Here is a 17,784-nt window from a genome sequence, read left to right as displayed (position 1 = left end):
CGCGGGAATACTCCCGCCGCGGGCCGGTACTAGCCGGCCAGGCGTGCTGCCAGGTAGGACTTCACCTGGTCCAGGGCCACACGCTCCTGGCTCATGGTGTCGCGTTCGCGAATGGTCACGGCCTGATCCTCGAGGGTGTCGAAGTCCACGGTGATGCAGAACGGGGTACCGATCTCATCCTGGCGGCGGTAACGGCGACCAATAGCGCCCGCCTCGTCGTAGTCCACGTTCCACAGGCCGCGCAGCTCCTCGGCCAGCTTGGTTGCGGGCTCGGACAGCTCAGACTTCTTGGACAGCGGCAGCACTGCGGCCTTGACCGGTGCCAGGCGCGGGTCGAGCTTCAGCACGACGCGCTTGTCCACGCCGCCCTTGGTGTTGGGGGCCTCATCCTCAACGTATGCGTCGACGAGGAACGCCATCATGGAACGGGTCAGACCGAAGGAGGGCTCAATCACGTAGGGCACGTAGCGTTCGCCGGTGGCCTGGTCGAAGTACTCAAGCTTCGCGTTAGAGTGCTCATTGTGAACGCCCAGGTCGTAGTCGGTGCGGTTCGCGACGCCCATGAGCTCGCCCCACTCCGAGCCCTGGAAGCCGAAGCGGTACTCAACGTCAATAGTGCCGGCCGAGTAGTGTGCACGCTCCTCCTTGGGGACGTCGAAGCGGCGCATGTTGTCCGGGTTAATGCCCAGGTCAACGAACCAGTTCCAGCAGTCCTCAACCCACTCGTTGAAGTACTTATCAGCGTCGTCCGGGTGTACGAAGTACTCGATTTCCATCTGCTCGAACTCACGAGTACGGAAGATGAAGTTACCGGGGGTGATCTCGTTACGGAAGGACTTACCGATCTGGCCGATGCCGAACGGCGGGCGCTTGCGGGAGGCGGTGACCACGTTGTTGAAGTTCACGAAAATGCCCTGAGCGGTCTCGGGGCGCAGGAAGTGCAGGCCCTCCTCATTATCGACCGGGCCCAGGTAGGTCTTCATCAGACCGGAGAAGTTCTGCGGCTCAGTCCACTCACCACGAGTACCACAGTTCGGGCAAGCAATCTCGCTCATGCCCTCGGCGGGGCGGCCCTTCTTCGCCTCAAAGTTCTCCAGCAGGTGGTCCTGGCGCAGGCGCTTGTGGCAGGAGAGGCACTCGACCAGCGGGTCGGTGAAGGTCGCGACGTGGCCGGAGGCCTCCCACACCGCGCGGGGCAGGATGACGGAGGAGTCCAGGCCGACCATGTCCGCGCGGGAGCGGACGAAACGCTGCCACCACTGCTGACGGATGTTTTCCTTCAGCTCCACGCCGAGGGGGCCGTAGTCCCATGCGGAGCGGGAACCGCCGTAGATTTCACCGGCTTGGAAAACAAAGCCGCGGCGCTTTGCGAGCGCAATAACGTTATCGAGGGTGGACTTTTCAGCCATAGTTACTCCTTCTGCCCCGCCACCGGCTGTGGCGTGCGTGAGTTCGGGTTGATGGGGGGGCGCTACCCAGAACGGGGCGCCCGGTGTTCGCGCTCATCGGCGCAATATGCACACTTTTTGATGCAAGACACCAGGGTACCATCACCAACCCGCCCAAGGTATGCTCTTGCCCCTCGCCACTCCCCCAAAATCTCTGGAAGCCAGGACGCACCCGGCGGGATAAACTAGAGGGCATGGAAGAAATTTTTATTCGCGACGACATGATCCGCCTCGGCCAGTTCCTCAAGCTCGCCAACCTCGTAGAGGACGGTGCGCAGGCACGCGAGGTCATTCAGCACGGCCTGGTCAAGGTCAACGGCGACATTGAAGAAGCACGCGGCAAGCAGCTGCACCCCGGAGATACCGTGACGTTCAACGGCGTGACCGTGAAGGTCGCGCACGAGGACTAACCCGACCTCTTATTCCGTTTGAAATAGGGCATTAGAGTGAGGGACAGAATCTGTGACGGGACGGTGCTCGTCCTCGTTCCTACAGGGAACCCGCCCTCGCTTCGCTTCGGGCACCCTGATGTCACTACGGACGACACCGCCCCTCCGCTCGCACCAAGTCGCGTACCTCGGACAGCCGGGGTAGCTATACCCTCCGGAAGCGACATCAGGGTGCCGCCCCGGGCGCTCTCCGCCGCGAAGCAAGGAGAAGCGGAGCGTCCGGGTGCGGCGGGTGCCCCTGCAGGAGCGGAGGAAGGGTATAGCGTCCCACCCACCCCGTCCTGTAGGAACGAGGACGATAACCGCCTTCAGCGCGGAAAATAAGGCTAAACGTAAAGCCCCCGAGTCGTCAGACCCGGGGGCTTTCCATATAGTCGATTTAGGCGTCAGAGCCCTCGGCGGCGCCGGTCGCCTCCGCAACCTTCTGCGCACGAATACGCGGCTCCTGACCCTGCACCTTCACCTCCAGGAACTCGCCCACATGGCGAATCTCCATGGGGCCAACGCCGTGGCCGATACCGGCGTACAGCACCTTGATGCCGTCGGTGTACTTGCGGATCCAGTCGTAGGTGTAGTTCACTATCTCCTGCGGGATGACGGGGTCTTCCTGATCGCGGCCGAAGAACACCGGCAGTTCGGTCTTCTTCAGCTCCTCGTCCTTGAAGTACGGCGAATCCGAGTCCACGGCGTAGCCGGACAGCCCCACCACGGCGGCGAACTCGCCGGGGGCGTGACGCACCATCGAAGTTGCGATGCCCATACCCTGCGAGAAGCCCAGCAGGGTCACCGAAGCATACGGCTCGCGGTTCGCGCGCACCCACTCCAGCACGTAGTCGCTCGCCTGCTCAATAGCGCGCTGGTCGGATTCGAGCTGCTGGTTCAGCGGGTACCACTGGTAGCCGATAGCGTCCGCAGCAATGTAGGCGCCGGTCGAGTCCGCGGAGAACTGGCTGCCAACCGGCTGCGGTGCACGCATGGAGGCGTAGGTGAAGCCCTCCTGCGGAAGGTGCGCCGCCAGAGACAGCAAATCGTGCTCCTGGGAGCCGTAGCCGTGCAGCATGAGCACCAGGTGGGTGCCCGCGCGTTCGTTCTCGGGGCGGGTGTATTCGACGACGTATTTATTTTCGCTCATGAACCCATCTTAGCGAGGACTCCCCCACAAACCTGTACCGCGGGTTCCGCCGCTAGCTTGACCCTCACCTCATGTGTGGCTCTACAGTGATAGAAGAACCAAACCTTTGGAGGATGCCATGGTACCTAAGAATAAGCAGCTCAGCGCTGCTGAGAAAGCAGAAATCATGGGCGAGGGGTTCAGCCTCGCCCACCAGCAGGAAGCGCAGGAGCGTTACGGAAACACAGCCGACTGGGCCGAATACCAGCGCCGTACCGCGACGATGAACAGTGCCGACTGGCAGAACGGCAAACAGCAGGCCGAAGAGGTGGAACAAGCCCTCGTCGAGGCGTTCACCCGCGGCGTGAAGCCGGGCAGTGAGGAGGCGAACGCGCTCGCCGAGCGGCACCGCGCCTCCCTGTTCTTCTTTGAGGTCACCCCCGCCAAGCACGCTATTCTGGCCCGCGGCTACGTTGCCGATCCACGTTTCAAGGCCCACTACGAGAAGCTTGCGACCGGGCTGGCCGAGTGGCTGCGAGAGGTCATCTACGAGAACGCTCGAGCACACGGCGTGGACCCCGAGAACGCGGCCTGGGGTTAAGCCTTCGGGAAAAAGATGCCCGGTAGCTAAGCGCAGGCAGCCGGGCATAAAAATACGCCCGGATCCCCCCATTCGGGGAATACCGGGCGTTCCACGCTGCGTTGGCCGTCGCTGCTAGCGGTATTCGTACTAGGCCGCATCGCCCAGTTGACGGCGATGCTCCTGAATACGGCGGTCTAGGTGCTCAAGATTCAGCTGCAATCCGAGAATTTCGTTTTCAATCTTCACTCGGGCACGTTCCATGACCTCGATGGAGAGGGCGTGGTCGTGCGGGTTGCTCAGAATAGTGCGAATGTCAGCAAGACTCATTCCAGCCTGTCGGCAAGTGGCAATAAACCGAGCCGAAGAAATGGACTCTTCGTCAAATACGCGATTTCCGTGAGCGTCTCGGGGCACCGCGATTAACCCCTCTTTTTCGTAATAACGCAGTGCGTGGGTGCTCACCCCCAACTGCTCTGCTACCTCTTGAATACTTGCCACGGATTACATGCTAGGAGGTTAGAGCGGGTCTAAAGCAAACTGAGCCGTCTTCTCTTTTCGGGCCCCAAAAAGCATGTTCCCGAGGATCTTGAGGCGGGGCACCGCACCCCTTCCAGCGGAATATATTTGTCTGACTAGTGCAAATACTATTTTTGGTGGAACGACCGCGTGCCGCCGGTCCCTCACGTAGAAGGACCGACGGCACGCGCTCCGTCATGAACGGTGTTTTACCGATGTTCTCACCTGGTGGAAGAGCCTATGACGACACTATGAGTACCCCCGGAGTTCCCCGTCCACCGCGGAAATTCTCGGGCAGGCCCCGCATCGGCAAAGCGGTTCTCAGGCGGCTAGGCCACGGTGCGGTAGAGATTCGTAATGGATTCGAGAGCCTCGCGCTCGCGAGTCTTCTCGTCCAGAGGCTCATCCTCGGCCGTGCCCAGGGCGCAAGCCAGGATGCGTTCCACCTGCTTTGCCTCGATGAGGAAGCCATCGTGGCCGTGGTTCGACTCGATGATGTTCACCTCGACCGGGTTGGGCAACGCCTCCGCCAGGCGATGCGACTCGTGCGGGAAGAACAGGCGATCGGTGTTCACCGCGGCAATCGTCCACTCGCAATCGGTGCGGGCCAGCGCCTGCGAGAGCGAGCCGCGACCGCGCGCCACATCGTGCGAGATGAGGGCCTCGTTGACGGCCAGGTAGCTGTTCGCGTCGAAGCGTTCCACCAGCTTGTTGCCGTGGTGATCCAGGTAGCTCTCGATGGCGTAGCGTCCGCGATGCTGACCCAGCAAGCCGCCCTCAACGCTTTCTCCGCGGTTCTCCTCGCGGCCGAAGCGGTGCTCCAGCTCGGCGGGGCTGCGGTAGGTGGTGTGGGCGATGCGGCGGGCCAGGGCGAGGCCCGCGGCCGGCGCGGGGCCGTTGTAGTAGTCGCCGCCGGCAAAGTTCGCGTCGGAGCGAATCGCCAGGTTCTGCGTGTGCGCCCAGGAAATCTGCTCGGCGGTGGCCGAAGGACCGGAGGCGATGACCGCGCATCCGCGCACCAGCTCGGGGTTGGTCGCGGCCCATTCTACGGCGCGTGCACCCCCGAGGGAACCGCCGATGACGTAGCGGAAGCTCGTGATGCCCAGGGCCCGGGCCAGACGCGCCTCAGCACGCACCGAGTCGCGGATGGTGACGAGCGGGAATCGGGATCCCCAGTGCTCACCGGCGCCCGGGTAGCCCTCGGGAATGATGCTGGCCGGACCGGTCGAACCGTAGCAGCCGCCCAGAATATTGGGGGCAACGACGAAGTATCGGTTGGTGTCGATGACCGCGCCGGGGCCCACGATGCCCTCCCACCAGCCGTCGGATTCGATAGCGCGGATGAGGGGCGCGGGCATATCCGGGGTGGGCACGCCGCGGGAGACATGCGTGTCACCGGTGAGTGCGTGCAGGATGAGGATGGCGTTATCGCCGGTCTCGTTGAGGGTACCCCAGGTTTCGTAACCGATGGTCACCTGCGGCAGGGTGATGCCGGATTCAAGTTCAAAATCACCGATGGCCAGCTGACGCAGGTAGCCCTGCGCCTCGGGATGTTCGGTGCGGGTGCCCGCCACGGGAATGGGGGCGGTCACGGGCTGGGCAGTACAGGTTTCGGGGGTGGTCTGAGCGGTCATGGGTCCCTCCGGTGGGTTGTGCAGAGCTGTCCGCGTCGCGGCGGTAAGAACGCGTCGGCCAGTTAGGGGCGGCGGGTCAGAAACGGCAAAGATAACGGATGCGGGGTAATCCCCCGCGGACGGGCTGAGGGGTGCCGGGTGGCGCCTCCTCGGCCCGTCCGCGGGGGCGGGCCGCCGCGTTTAGGAGAGGGTGTCGAAACCCAGCTGCAGGTCGGCGAGAATATCGTCGATATTCTCAATGCCGACGGAGAGGCGCACGAAGTTCGGGTACACGCCAATCTTCTCCAGCTCCTCGGCGGACAGCTGGGAGTGGGTGGTAGAAGCGGGGTGAATCACGAGCGAGCGCACGTCACCGATGTTCGCCACGTTGGAGTGCAGCTTGAGGGCGTCCACGAAGTCGCGGGCCTGTTCCAGGGTTGCGTCCTTGAGGGTGAAGCCGAGCACCGCGCCGGGGCCCTTGGGCAGGTACTTCTGGGCACGCTCGTACCAGGGGGAGGATTCCAGGCCGGCCCAGATGACGCGGTCAACCAGCGGGTTGGCTTCGAGCCAACGGGCGACCTTGGTGGCGTTCTCGATGTGGCGCTCGATGCGCAGGGAGAGGGTCTCCAGACCGATGCCGATGTTAAAGGCGTTGGTCGGCGAGATGGCGGCGCCGGTGTCGCGCAGCAGCGAGACGCGCGCCTTCAGGATGTAGGAGAGGTTCGCACCGAAGGCGGAGTCCTTGCCCAGATCGCGTGCGTAGACCAGGCCGTGGTAGCCGGGGGCGGGCTGGTTGAACTTGGGGAACTTCTCGGGGTCTGCGCCGTAGTCGAAGTTACCGGAGTCCACAATCACGCCGCCGATAGAGGTGCCGTGACCGCCCAGGTACTTGGTGGCGGAGTGGACGACCACGTCCGCGCCGTGCTCGATGGGGCGCAGCAGGTAGGGGGTGGGCACGGTGTTGTCCACGATCAGGGGCACGCCGTTTTCGTGGGCGATCTTGGCGATGGGCTCAATGTCGAGCACGTCGTTGCGGGGGTTGGGCACGGACTCGCCGTAGAACAGCTTGGTGTTGGGGCGAACCGCGGCGCGCCACTCGTCGAGGTTGTCGGGGTCCTCAACGAAGGTGGTTTCGATGCCGAGGTCGGCGAGGGTGTACTTGAGCAGGTTGTAGGTGCCGCCGTACACGGAGGGCGAGGCGACCACGTGGTCACCAGCACCGGCAATGTTCAGGATTGCGTAGGTGATAGCTGCCTGACCGGAGGCCAGCAGCAGCGCGCCAACGCCGCCTTCGAGGGAGGCGATGCGGTTCTCGATGACTTCCTGAGTGGGGTTGTTCAGGCGGGTGTAGATGGGGCCCAGCTCGGCGAGGGCGAAGCGGTTCGCTGCCTGCTCGGCGCTGTCAAAGACGAAGGAAGTGGTCTGGTAGATGGGTAGTGCCCGAGCTCCCGTTGCGGCATCCGGTGCCTGTCCCGCGTGAATCTGGCGGGTTTCGAACTTCCAACCGGCGGGGTTGGCGGGAGTCGGGACGGTAGTGTTGTTGCTCATGCGTGGCTCTCCTAAGGGGATAGTTAGGGGGCCGCATGCCGATTGGTACAGGAATCGTCGTTGAGTTGTCCTGTCACGATTGATGTACCGGTTTCGGTCACATCGGTCCCGCGCTTGCGTCACGCTTGTGCGTGCCGCCCGGTCTTCACCCAGGGCACCCCACCGCGGAGGAGGGTTGCCGGCCAGCTAGCTGGGGCTTGTCGCTGGCGCTCTTGACCTGTCATTAGGGTGTCATAATCGGTTGCGCGGGGTCAAGAGTTTTAGGGGTGCGCGGCACTTTAAGACGCTTCATTGCAAACATGACGTTTTTTAACGCCCGTAACAAAAAACCGCCTGCAACAAAACGTTAGTGACGATGCCTGGGCAATCCGAGGGCGAGGCAATCGAGATGCGGAGGTACCCCCCTAGTAACCCCCATCACTTTTACCTGGGGTTTTTCGGTACACTGGGACTACGCATCCACTCATGCGGGGCTTCGCGCACGTCGCCTACCCCTCGCCTACCCTTCCGGCGCAGAAGCCGGAAAACCGACCTCAAAGGTTGTCCATCATGTCTCTCGTTCTCGATGCGGCGCAGCTTAGCCGCATCTTTGGCACAGGCGAACGCGCCTTCACCGCCGTCGACCGTGTGTCCCTTCGCATCAGCTCCGGCGAGATCCACGCCCTCCTCGGCCCCAACGGCGCGGGCAAAACAACCACCGTGCAGATGTGCTCGACCCTGCTCACCCCCACCAGCGGCACCCTCACCGTGAACGGCATCGACGCCATCGCCCACCCGCAGCGGGCACGCCGTCACGTGGGTCTCGCACTCGGCGGGGATAGCGGCTTCTACCCGCGCGCCAGCGCCCGCGACAACCTGCTCTTCTTCGCCGATGTTGCGGGGGTTTCCGGGCGGAGCCGGCGGCGCGAAGTGGACCACGCCCTAGCCCGCGTGGAACTCACCGATGCGGCGGCGCGACCCTTTCAAGAGTTTTCCCGCGGCATGAAGCAGCGCCTGCACATCGCTCGCGCGCTGCTCGGCTCCCCCGCCCTGCTCCTGCTGGACGAGCCGACCAACGGGCTCGACCCCGATATCGCCCTGACCGTGCGAACCCTCATCCGCTCCCTCGCGGAAGACGGCGCCGCCGTTCTGCTGACGAGCCACCTACTCGGCGAAATCGAGGACCTGGCGCACACCATCACCGTGTTAGGCGCCGGTTCCGTCGCCGTGAGCGGCAGCCTCGAAGACATCGCCGCGCACGCCGGTATTGCCGCCACGACCGTGGTACAGGTCGAGGCCACCGCCACCGAGGGGCTTGATACGCTCCGCGGGCTCCTCGGCGATAAGGCTGCGGTGCTCTTCGCCCCGCGCGGTTCCGGCTGGGAGCTCACCCTCTACTGGCACGGCGAGCGCTCCACGTTCGAGGCGGGAGAGGCGCACCGCATCCTGGCGGAGGGGCTCGCCGCCTCGAACATTGGGGCGAGGACCGAGCCGTACACGCGCCCGGCAACCTTGGAGGAGGCCTACCTGGCGATGGCGGAGGGGCTCAAGCGATGAACGTGAAGACGCGACGCTCGGAAGAGTCCCAGCAGCAGGGTCGACGGTACGACCTGTGGCAGGAGTGCGCCCGCCAGCTGCGGCTCATGGGATTTAGCCTGCGCCAGTTCCTGACGGTCCCGTACTTTATTCAGCTGCTTATCAGCACGGTGCTCGGGTCGGTCATCCTCCAGGCACTCGCCGTGCACGCGGCGGCGCAGAGCTCCGAGGGTCACTCCGTTGACCCGACCCTCGCGTGGACCCGCGCGGGCATCGTGGGCATGTGGTCGGTCTGCATCGTGTCTGCGGGCATTATCAATTTTGAGCGTTTCCGCGGGACCCTCGTGTACCTGTGTTCCGGGTCCATTTCTCCGGTGCGGGTGCTGGCGGCTATCGTTTCGAGCGCCTCCATCGTGGGTCTGGCGGCTTTGCCCCTATCGTGGGCGGTTTGGGCTCTTGTGACGCTCAATCCGCAGGTCACGGACTTTTCTGCGCTCTGGCCGCGCTACGTTCTGGGCGTTCCCCTGTTGTGGCTTGCCTGCCTGTCGGTTACGTTCATGATTGCGGTGTTCTTCGTGGCGACGCCGAACGCTATCGCCTATGAGGAGCTGCTCCTCGTGCCGGTATTTATTCTCTCCGGGGTTCTCTTCACGATGGTTGAGGCGCCCGCCTGGCTGGATGCTGTAGGCACGCTCATTCCCCTGCAGGCGCCGGTGCACCTGCTACTTGGGCGCACCCCCATGAACACCCCGGCGGATGCGCTCCTGCCAGTAATTCAGACCCTAGTCGTGAGCTTCATCTGGGCGTTGTGTGCTTTCCTCTTTGCTCGGAAGGCTCTCGCCTCCGCCCGTCGTCGCGGCACCCTGGGGGCGATGTAGCGTGCGTGCTCTCTCTACTGATTCCCTGCCCGGCGTGGTGCGCCGGGCTCTGTCTACCGCCTCTATCGGCTGGTCATCTTCTATTACCTTCGCAACCCTCGGAACGGCCATCACTACCCTGGTGCTCGTGCCGGGCCTCAATGTGCTTTTTACGGTGCTTTTGGGCGCCGACCTCGCCGCGAACGATACGGTACGCATCGGCTGCGCGACCGCCCTGATTGCCACCCTCAGCTCGGTGGCCGCCGGCATTGTCGCGCGCGTTGCCACCGACCGGTGGATCGGTGTCTTCGAGTACGTGTGCACGGCCCGAGCGGTGGATGCGGGCTACTGGCTGGGTGCGGCGGCGGTGCCCGCGCTGTTGGCCTCCGTGACGGGCCTGAGCAATGTGGGCATCGTGTGGCTGCTCTCCCTCACGTCGCCCCCTACCGGGGCGGCTTCGGGGCTTCTGCTCGGCGCCATCGCGCTGATGCCGGTTGCGGTTCTGGGCGGGGTCTGCCTGGGCATTTTTGCTGCCGGCTTGGGCCTGTACCTGTCGGATCCGTACACGGGATCCAATTTTCTGTCGATTATTCTGCCGGTCAGCGCTGGTGTGATCGTTCCGGTGAGCACCTACCCCGCGTGGCTTGCGTGGGTGTGTTCCTGGGTTCCCGGCTCCCGGCTGGTGCAGGCTCTAGATACCTCTGGCGGTATCGCGGGCGGCGCCGCACCGGATCTGTTCGCGCTCCTGGCGGTAGACACGGCACTGGCGGGACTCTACGCCGCGGCGGGGTTGGGGCTGACTTTCCTTGCCGCCCGCCGCATCCGTGCCGGCGCCCGCGCCTCACTGCTATAAGGCGCGTACCCGAGATAAAAAGAACGAACCTTTTAATCACCCGCTACCCAGGTGCTGCAACCAAGAAAGACCACTCCATTGACTACCTCTCCCGCTGTGTACACGCTCGAGGCCCTCGGCTTCGACCCCTCCTGGCAGGGCGCGGCAATTCGCGCCGCGTTCACCCTCGACGGCACCCTTGATGATTTCGCCCTCGCCCGCGTCAGCGCCGTGCACCGCACCCGCTGCGAGCTACTGACCTGCGAGCGGGGCGAGCTCGTGAAGCTCTCCGCTCCCCTGCGTCCGGTCGAAAACGACTACGGCGAAGAAGAGTACCCCGTCGTGGGCGACTGGGTGCTCGCCCAGCCCATCCCCGGAACCGGCGGTGAAACCCACCCCGCAGAGCATAAGCCCCTCGCGATTCTGCCCCGGCGAAGCTACCTCACCCGCCCCAGCGCCACCCGAGAATCCGCGGATCAGCCCGTCGCCGCCAACGTGGATATGCTCTGCATCGTTGAGCCGTGCTTCCCCGAGCCGTCCATCGGGCGCATTGAACGCTACACCGCCCTGGCGCACGCTTCCGGGGTGCAGGTCGCGCTGATTCTCACCAAGGGTGACCTGGTGACGGCCGAACAGCTCGCCGGCTACGAGGAATCCCTCGCGGGCGGCGTGGATGCGGTGCTCGCCGTCTGCACGGACAACGGCTACGACCCCGCTCCAGTGGCGGAGCTCGTCGCCGGACGCACCGCCGCGTTCCTGGGCCGTAGCGGTGCCGGTAAATCAACCCTGGTCAACGCCCTGCTCAACCCCGGAGCCGACCCCCGCGAAGATACTTCAGAGAACCAGGTGCAGGCTACTTCCGCGGTTCGCGGTGCCGACGGCAAGGGGCGCCACACCACCACCAGCCGCCAGATGATTGTTCTGCCCGGGGTGGCAGACTCCGGTGCAGAATCCTCAGCTGGCACAGTGCTCATCGACACTCCGGGCGTGCGAGCGCTAGCCGCCACGAGCGATAGCGCCGCAATCGACGAAACCTTCGAGGACGTCTCCAGCTACGCTTCCGCCTGCCGGTACAGCGACTGTTCCCACGGTTCCGAACCCGGATGCGCGGTGCAACAGGCCCTCGCCGACGGCACCCTCGACCCCGAACGCTTCGAACGCTACCGCAGGATGATGGCCGAATCCGCGCGCCTGCGCCTGCGCTCCCAGGAACGCGAGTACCGGCAGAGCAACCGCGCCTTCACGAAGGCGAACAAGGCGGGCCGCCGCACCCTCATGTCCATCAAGGGGCGCTCCAACTAGCCGCCGGACGCGCACGTTCCGGCGGGGCTTCCACGAGCTGAGCCGGGCGGCTCCGCGCGGACCGCAATACAGTAGCCTGCCTCACTCTTCGATACACTAGAACTAGGCGTGCCCACAGGCCCCGACACCCCGTCCGCCGAGCGTGCGGCGGGGAACCCGGCGCCTCCGGCACACACCATTCACAAACCCATAACTCATGAAAGAGGTGGCAGCATGGCTGAACAGAACCTCACCCCGCCCGTACCGAAGAAGGTCGAGCACCGCCGCGAACACCACGGCGACGTCTTCATCGACCCGTACGAATGGCTCCGCGACAAGGAAAGCGAAGAGGTCCTCGACTACCTCAAGGCAGAAGCCGAGTACACCGAAGCTGTCACCGCAGACCAGCAGCCCCTCCGCGAGTCCATCTTCAACGAGATTAAGGACCGCACCCTCCTCGCCGACCTGACCGTTCCGAACCGCATCGGCGACTGGTGGTACTACAGCCGCATGGTGCCCGGCGGCCAGTACCCCGTCTTCTACCGCTACCCCGCCCTCAACGAGGGCGACGAGGTGGTGCGTTACACCCCGCCGACCGTCAAGCCCGGCGAGCCGCTCGAGGGCGAAATCGTCATCCTGGACTGCAACGAGTACGCCAAGGATATGGAGTTCTTCTCCCTCGGCAGCTTCCAGCCCTCCCGCAGCGGCAAGTTGCTGAGCATCTCCGTGGACGAGAAGGGCGACGAACGCTACGAGCAGCGCTTCCTCAACATGGAAACCGGCTCCTTCCTCGAGGACACCATCCCCAACATCACGGCCGGTTCCTTCTTCATCAACCACGCCGAGCAGCTCGTCTACATGGTCCCCGACGACTCCTGGCGCCCCTGGCGCGTGTACGTGCACGACGTCGGCCAGGGCACCGAAGACCACCTCATCTACGAAGAGCCCGACAACACCATGTGGCTCTCGGCGGCCATGAGCTCCGACCGTTCCTCCGTAGTGCTCACCAGCTCGAACTCCGAGTACACGGAGGTGCGCCTCATCCCCACCCGCGAACCCAAGGGCGAGCCGACCCTGCTCATCCCCAAGAGCGCAGGCATCGAATACTACGCCGAGCCGCTCAACATTGCCGGCGAGCAGCACCTGCTGATTCAGCACGACTACAATGCGTTGAACTCCGAGCTGGTCCTCGCAGACATGCCGCGCGAAGGTGAAAGCCTCGAAGAGTACGCCGCCCGCTGGGTGCCGGTCATCCGCCACAGCGAGCACGTGCGCCTGGAGGGCTTCACCTTCACTGCAACGCACCTGGTCGTCACCGCCCGCGCGGACACGACCACCCGTATCTTCCTCGCACCGCGTGAGCAGCTGCCCATCCAGTGGCGCCGCCGCCGCCCTGCCGGCGTGACCTTCATGGAACCGGCCGGCTTCGACGAGGAACTGTACACCGCATCCGTGCTGCGTGCGGAGAACTACTCCCCCGTGCTGCGCATCGCCTACACCTCGTACCTGACGCCGCGCCGCGTCTACGACTACTTCCCCATGTCGCAGACCCTGCTGCTGCGCCGCGAAACCCCGGTGCTGGGCGGCTACAACCGTGAGGACTACCGCGCCTACCGCGACTGGGCACCGGCGGCGGACGGCACGCTCATCCCTATTTCGGTGATTCACCGCGCCGACCTGGACATGAGCAAGCCGCACCCGGTCATCCAGTACGGTTATGGCTCGTACGAGTCGTCCATGGACCCGATGTTCTCCATCCCGATGCTGTCGATCCTGGACCGCGGCGTCATCTACGTCATTGCGCATATTCGCGGCGGCGGCGAGATGGGCCGCTCCTGGTACCAGAACGGCAAGAAGCTCGCGAAGAAGAACACCTTCACCGACTTCGTGGACGTCACCAGCTACATTGCGGCGAAACCCTGGGCAGATGAGGCGCGTATCGGCTGCTACGGCGGTAGCGCGGGCGGCCTGCTCATGGGCGCCGTCGTGAACCTCGCCCCCGAAAAGTACGCTGCCTGCCTGGCTGCCGTGCCGTTCGTGGATGCGCTGACCACCATCCTCGACCCGGAGCTGCCGCTGTCGGCGATGGAGTGGGAAGAGTGGGGCAACCCGATTGAGGACCCGGAAGTGTACGCCTACATGAAGTCGTACACCCCGTACGAGAATATCCGCCCGGTCCGCTACCCGGCGATTGCTGCGGTGACGAGCCTGCACGACACCCGCGTGCTCTACGTGGAGCCCGCGAAGTGGATTGCGGCGCTGCGCGATCAGATTGACCCGTCGTCGCCGGTGCCGCTGCTGAAGATTGACATGTCGGGCGGTCACGGCGGTGGTTCGGGCCGGTATACGCGTTGGCGTGAGATCGCGTGGGATTACGCGTTCCTGCTGACTAACCTCGGCGTTACTGAGTAGGCTATAGCCAACCAAGCCACGCTTTAAAAAGAACGCTCCGTCTGTATCTAAGTGATACGGACGGGGCGTTCTTTGCTTATCTCTGCTCCTGTGGCGGTTCGCTACACACTTCCTCCGCACTCTCCTCGCTTCGCTGCGGAGAGCACCCGTGTGACACCCTGATGGCGCTTCCGGAAGGTGTAGCCTCACCGCCTGGTCCGCATAGGCTACGGAGAACGCCCTGATGTCACTACGGACGGCACCGCCCCTCTGCGCTTTCCTCAACGACTAGCCTGCCGCCAGGGTCTGTGCCGGATCAATACGCGAAGCCTTCGCCGCCGGGTACAGACCAGCCAACACACCAACCAGCGCACCAGCGCCCAGGCCCAGCAGAATAGTGTCGGCACTAATAATCGGCGTCCAACGGTTCATCAAAGACACAATCGAAATGCCGTTAACCGCCAGCACAATACCAGCCACAGCACCCAGGATGCCGGTCAGCAGCGCCTCCGCCGAGAACTGCAGCAGAATACCCGAAGGGCGCATACCAATAGCCAGACGCAAACCAACCTCACGGCGACGCTCCATCACCGCAACCAAGAACGTATTCATAATGCCCATCGCACCAATTACGAGGGTAATAACGCTCATTGCTAGAAGCATGGTGCGTTGCTGCTGGTCGACAGCCTCACGAAGGGTCTTCGGCTCCGGCGGCACACTCACGCTATACAGGGCGGGACGTTCCGGCGAGAGCGCGTACGGTGCTTCCTCCGCAATCTGGTTTGCGGCACCGGCAACAGTACTCACCACAATCTGAGTGGAACGCTTACCGGTCTGCGCCGCAGCGGCACCGCCACCGGCAGCGGGCTGCGCTTCTTCAGCATCGGCACCAGGCTTCGCGCCAAGCGGCAAGTAGACCGAACCGTACGACAGAGTCAGCGAGGGATTCTCCCGCACCACACCGATAACGGTGTACGGCTCATCGTGAATATAAACCGTAACTCCGGGGCTATAGGGCAGCGCAAGCTGGCGCATCACGCTTTCGCTGAGCACCACGACCTTATCGTTACGCTCCACGTGCCCCTCATCGAAGGTGCGACCCCACACCAGTTCATGACCCTGCACGCTAAAGATACTGGGCGTTGCCGCAAGGACGGCAGCCGTCACGTTAGCACCGCGCTCGCCAAAGTTGTCGGGACCGCGCTGAATATCCGCGGATTCATCCAGCTGATCCACCAGCGCGGTACCGGTCACTCCGTTCAGCTGACTAACGCGCCGATAATTTTCGCTTGCCGCCAGGCTCAAGAGTTCAGCCCGGCTCATGGATTCGGTGCGGGTAGAGCTAATCGTAAGGTGCTTAGCCCTAAAAATGTCGAAGCTGTCTGCCAGCTGCCCAGAAATGGTGGCGGTCAGACCAACGGTCAGCACAAGCGAAGCGATACCCAGAACCACACCAAGCATGGTGAAGATATTGCGCCTCACCCGGTGCACGGTAGCGTCCCAGGCTTCTTTGAGGGAGGCGAGCGCCCAGGGTGCACGACCACTGCCCTGCGGCTTAGAAACTTGTTCCTCAGCAGAGCTAGGCAGGTTCAGAGACGCGCGGGCGGTCGTTTCTTCCTGCCGCTGTGCATCCTGCTCGATGAGCTGCCCCTCGTGCATACGTAGCACCCGGTCGCAGTGCTCCGCCACGAGCGGGTCGTGAGTAATCACAATCGTGCTTTGCTGGTCACCCGTACATTCTCGGAGCAGATCAATGACTTCGCGGGTGAGCTCTTCATCCAGCGAACCGGTCGGCTCATCACAGAGCAGCAACGCCGGTTCCCCAATGAGCGCACGAGCAATAGCCACACGTTGCTTTTCGCCGCCGGAGAGAGTGGTGATGGGTGCATCCGTCCGGTGGCTCAAACCCAGCAGGGCGAGAGTATCCGCAACCCGTTGTGCTCGTTCCGCTTTGGGCACGCCACGGTAGATGAGCGGTAGCTCAACGTTGCGGTACACGTTCTTATGCTCGATGAGGTGGAACGCCTGGAAGACGAAACCGATGCTGTCCAGGCGCGCTTCAGCTCGCTGTGCCGCGTTGAAGGTTGCGGTGTCTGTACCGTCCAGCAGGTAGCTGCCGGAGGCGGGCGTGCTGAGCAGACCGAGGATGTTCAGCAGGGTTGATTTGCCGCTGCCGGACGGTCCCAGGATTGCGACGACTTCTCCGTAGCGGACTTTCAGGTCAATATTTTTGAGCACGTCAATTCGAGTGTCACCCTGCATAAAGTGCTGGGACACTCCCTGAATATCGACGCTATAGGCTGGTGGGTGCACGTGAGCGGCGCGGGAGTCAGTCATGGCTACTCCCTACTTTTTCTCGCGCATGATTTTGATGCTGTCGCCTTCGTGCAGGTCACCGGTGACGGCGTTCTTGCCGTTGGCGTTGCTGATGACGGTAACGGTTACCTCGCGTTCTTCGCGGGCCTTCGATCCGTTGGAGCTTTCGGGGCCGAGCACGATGACTCGGGTCTGTCCGTCACGGGTGTAGAGCGCCGATGAGGGCACGACCAGGTGCGCTTCGGGGGTTTCTTCGAGGGTGAGTTCCGCGTTGACGGCGCCTCGGAGGCTGTCCGCCTTATCCCCTACGTCGAGGGTGAGGATGCGTTCCCCTTCGGTGCTTCCTGCCGCACCGGCTGCGCCGTTGAGGTTGGAGCCAGCCGCGCCTTCTGCACCATTGGCCTGGCGACCGGCCTGGCTGTTGCCTGCGGCACCGGCGGCTTCGGTGGTGTTCTTGTATCCGAGGGTTGCGACGTACTCAGTATCACCGAGGGAGGGCACGGTTACCTTCTGACCGCTACGGGCTTCGGGGGTGAGCCTGCCGGTGGTTCCGGTGCAGCTGAGGGTCTTGCTACCTTCTGCGATGGTGGCTACGGGACCATCTGCGATAGCGCCGGTTGCGCGGGGGTTGCCGGTGACAACTCCGGAACGGTTGATGATAAGGAAGTAGCGGGCGGGAATAGGCTGGTCAGTCTTGACGTGCGCGTAGCCGAGGCTGTCGAGGAGGTTGTTGAGAGCCTCGTAGGTGTCTTCGGTGATGCGCGCGGGCTGCGGACCCTGGCGTCCCATGGCGGTCAGTGCCTCGTTGAGGAGTGCGGCGTCGGGGCCGCTATCGTCGAGTTTGAGGTCGCGGTAGAGCGCGAAGCCGCCGGTGAGGGTGATGAGAGGTTCACCGTTGACTTCTGCGATGAGGGTGCCGTTGCCGACGGTGTCACCGTGTTTGATGGTGATTGCGGTGTACTGCCCTTCGCCGCTGTAGCGTAGCGGGGTTGAGGTGGCGTAGTTCGCGGTGCAGGTCAGGGGCACGGTGGTGCGCAGTTTCTCGCGGGTGACCGTGGCGGTGATGGTGGAGGGGTCCGGGGGCGCCGCTTCCGCATCTTTTTGGGCGGTGGTTTTGATGTTTTGGGCGCTGATGAGCGTACCCACGGTGATGATGAGAAGCAGGGCGATAATGCCGTAGAGCCAGAGGGTTTTCTTCTGACGGTTGGGGGTGGCGCTCATGGTGTCCCTTCTTTGGGTGCGCGTACGGGAACGCTATTGTCTGTGCCGTTTGGGCTTAGGCGGCGGTGCCGTGTGGGGTTAGTTTGTGCCCGGCACGGGGATA

Annotated in this window: 14 protein-coding genes and 1 riboswitch; of the genes, 7 read left to right on the top strand and 7 right to left on the bottom strand. The window is 63.6% G+C overall.

Annotation, left to right across the window (positions count from 1 at the left end; all coding sequences use genetic code 11):
- Window positions 1–29: 29 nt before the first annotated feature.
- Entirely contained in the window at window positions 30–1,409 is a 1,380-nt protein-coding gene (locus AC3E6W_RS06600; protein ID WP_490652659.1) for a glycine--tRNA ligase, read from the bottom strand.
- Between the two features lie 233 nt (window positions 1,410–1,642).
- On the opposite strand from AC3E6W_RS06600, the gene AC3E6W_RS06595 reads away from it, so the two are divergent.
- Window positions 1,643–1,858: an RNA-binding S4 domain-containing protein gene (locus tag AC3E6W_RS06595; protein ID WP_005508828.1), complete on the top strand. Its 216-nt coding sequence runs from the start codon at window positions 1,643–1,645 to the stop codon at window positions 1,856–1,858.
- Between the two features lie 418 nt (window positions 1,859–2,276).
- Here the strand turns inward: AC3E6W_RS06595 and AC3E6W_RS06590 are convergent, their stop codons facing one another.
- Entirely contained in the window at window positions 2,277–3,029 is a 753-nt protein-coding gene (locus tag AC3E6W_RS06590) for an alpha/beta hydrolase (protein ID WP_490652658.1), read from the bottom strand.
- Window positions 3,030–3,147: 118 nt separating this feature from the next.
- On the opposite strand from AC3E6W_RS06590, the gene AC3E6W_RS06585 reads away from it, so the two are divergent.
- On the top strand, window positions 3,148–3,609 hold the full coding sequence (locus AC3E6W_RS06585; protein WP_490652657.1) for a TipAS antibiotic-recognition domain-containing protein: 462 nt from the start codon (window positions 3,148–3,150) through the stop codon (window positions 3,607–3,609).
- A gap of 129 nt (window positions 3,610–3,738) precedes the next feature.
- Here the strand turns inward: AC3E6W_RS06585 and AC3E6W_RS06580 are convergent, their stop codons facing one another.
- From AC3E6W_RS06580 to AC3E6W_RS06570, 3 genes are all read right to left on the bottom strand, one after another.
- A complete protein-coding gene (locus AC3E6W_RS06580; protein WP_049332847.1) occupies window positions 3,739–4,089 on the bottom strand; it encodes a MerR family transcriptional regulator in 351 nt (116 codons plus the stop codon).
- A 347-nt stretch (window positions 4,090–4,436) separates the two neighbouring features.
- Entirely contained in the window at window positions 4,437–5,741 is a 1,305-nt protein-coding gene (metX, locus tag AC3E6W_RS06575; protein WP_490652656.1) for a homoserine O-acetyltransferase MetX, read from the bottom strand.
- 180 nt (window positions 5,742–5,921) lie between these two features.
- The gene (locus AC3E6W_RS06570; protein ID WP_296544023.1) at window positions 5,922–7,268 is read right to left on the bottom strand and encodes a bifunctional o-acetylhomoserine/o-acetylserine sulfhydrylase; all 1,347 of its coding nucleotides are present in this window, start codon (window positions 7,266–7,268) and stop codon (window positions 5,922–5,924) included.
- Window positions 7,269–7,373: 105 nt separating this feature from the next.
- Window positions 7,374–7,486, bottom strand: a riboswitch (SAM riboswitch).
- Window positions 7,487–7,817: 331 nt separating this feature from the next.
- On the opposite strand from AC3E6W_RS06570, the gene AC3E6W_RS06565 reads away from it, so the two are divergent.
- The 5 genes from AC3E6W_RS06565 (at window position 7,818) to AC3E6W_RS06545 (ending at window position 14,165) form a co-directional block, all read left to right on the top strand.
- Complete coding sequence (locus tag AC3E6W_RS06565; RefSeq protein WP_490652654.1) at window positions 7,818–8,804, top strand: ABC transporter ATP-binding protein; 987 nt, start codon at window positions 7,818–7,820, stop codon at window positions 8,802–8,804.
- On the top strand, window positions 8,801–9,661 hold the full coding sequence (locus tag AC3E6W_RS06560; RefSeq protein ID WP_490652653.1) for an ABC transporter permease: 861 nt from the start codon (window positions 8,801–8,803) through the stop codon (window positions 9,659–9,661). The genes AC3E6W_RS06565 and AC3E6W_RS06560 overlap by 4 nt, the downstream gene beginning before the upstream one ends.
- 1 nt (window position 9,662) lies before the next feature.
- Window positions 9,663–10,493, top strand: a complete 831-nt coding sequence (locus AC3E6W_RS06555; protein WP_490652652.1) for an ABC transporter — start codon at window positions 9,663–9,665, stop codon at window positions 10,491–10,493.
- Between the two features lie 78 nt (window positions 10,494–10,571).
- Window positions 10,572–11,774, top strand: coding sequence for a ribosome small subunit-dependent GTPase A (gene rsgA, locus AC3E6W_RS06550; RefSeq protein ID WP_490652651.1), 1,203 nt, complete (start codon window positions 10,572–10,574; stop codon window positions 11,772–11,774).
- A gap of 213 nt (window positions 11,775–11,987) precedes the next feature.
- On the top strand, window positions 11,988–14,165 hold the full coding sequence (locus tag AC3E6W_RS06545; protein WP_490652650.1) for a S9 family peptidase: 2,178 nt from the start codon (window positions 11,988–11,990) through the stop codon (window positions 14,163–14,165).
- Between the two features lie 267 nt (window positions 14,166–14,432).
- Here AC3E6W_RS06545 and AC3E6W_RS06540 read toward each other — a convergent pair whose 3' ends face one another.
- Both AC3E6W_RS06540 and AC3E6W_RS06535 read right to left on the bottom strand, forming a co-directional pair.
- The gene (locus AC3E6W_RS06540) at window positions 14,433–16,481 is read right to left on the bottom strand and encodes an ABC transporter ATP-binding protein/permease (protein WP_490652649.1); all 2,049 of its coding nucleotides are present in this window, start codon (window positions 16,479–16,481) and stop codon (window positions 14,433–14,435) included.
- 9 nt (window positions 16,482–16,490) lie between these two features.
- Window positions 16,491–17,681 carry a secretion protein HlyD gene (locus AC3E6W_RS06535; protein ID WP_490652648.1) on the bottom strand — a complete coding sequence of 397 codons (1,191 nt, stop codon included), beginning with the start codon at window positions 17,679–17,681 and terminating at the stop codon, window positions 16,491–16,493.
- Between the last annotated feature and the right edge of the window lie 103 nt (window positions 17,682–17,784).

Source organism: Rothia sp. SCPM-O-B-18226 (M350) (genome assembly GCF_058213595.1).
The sequence above is the reverse complement of the archived record's forward strand: the minus strand, read 5'-3'. Positions and strand labels throughout refer to the sequence as shown.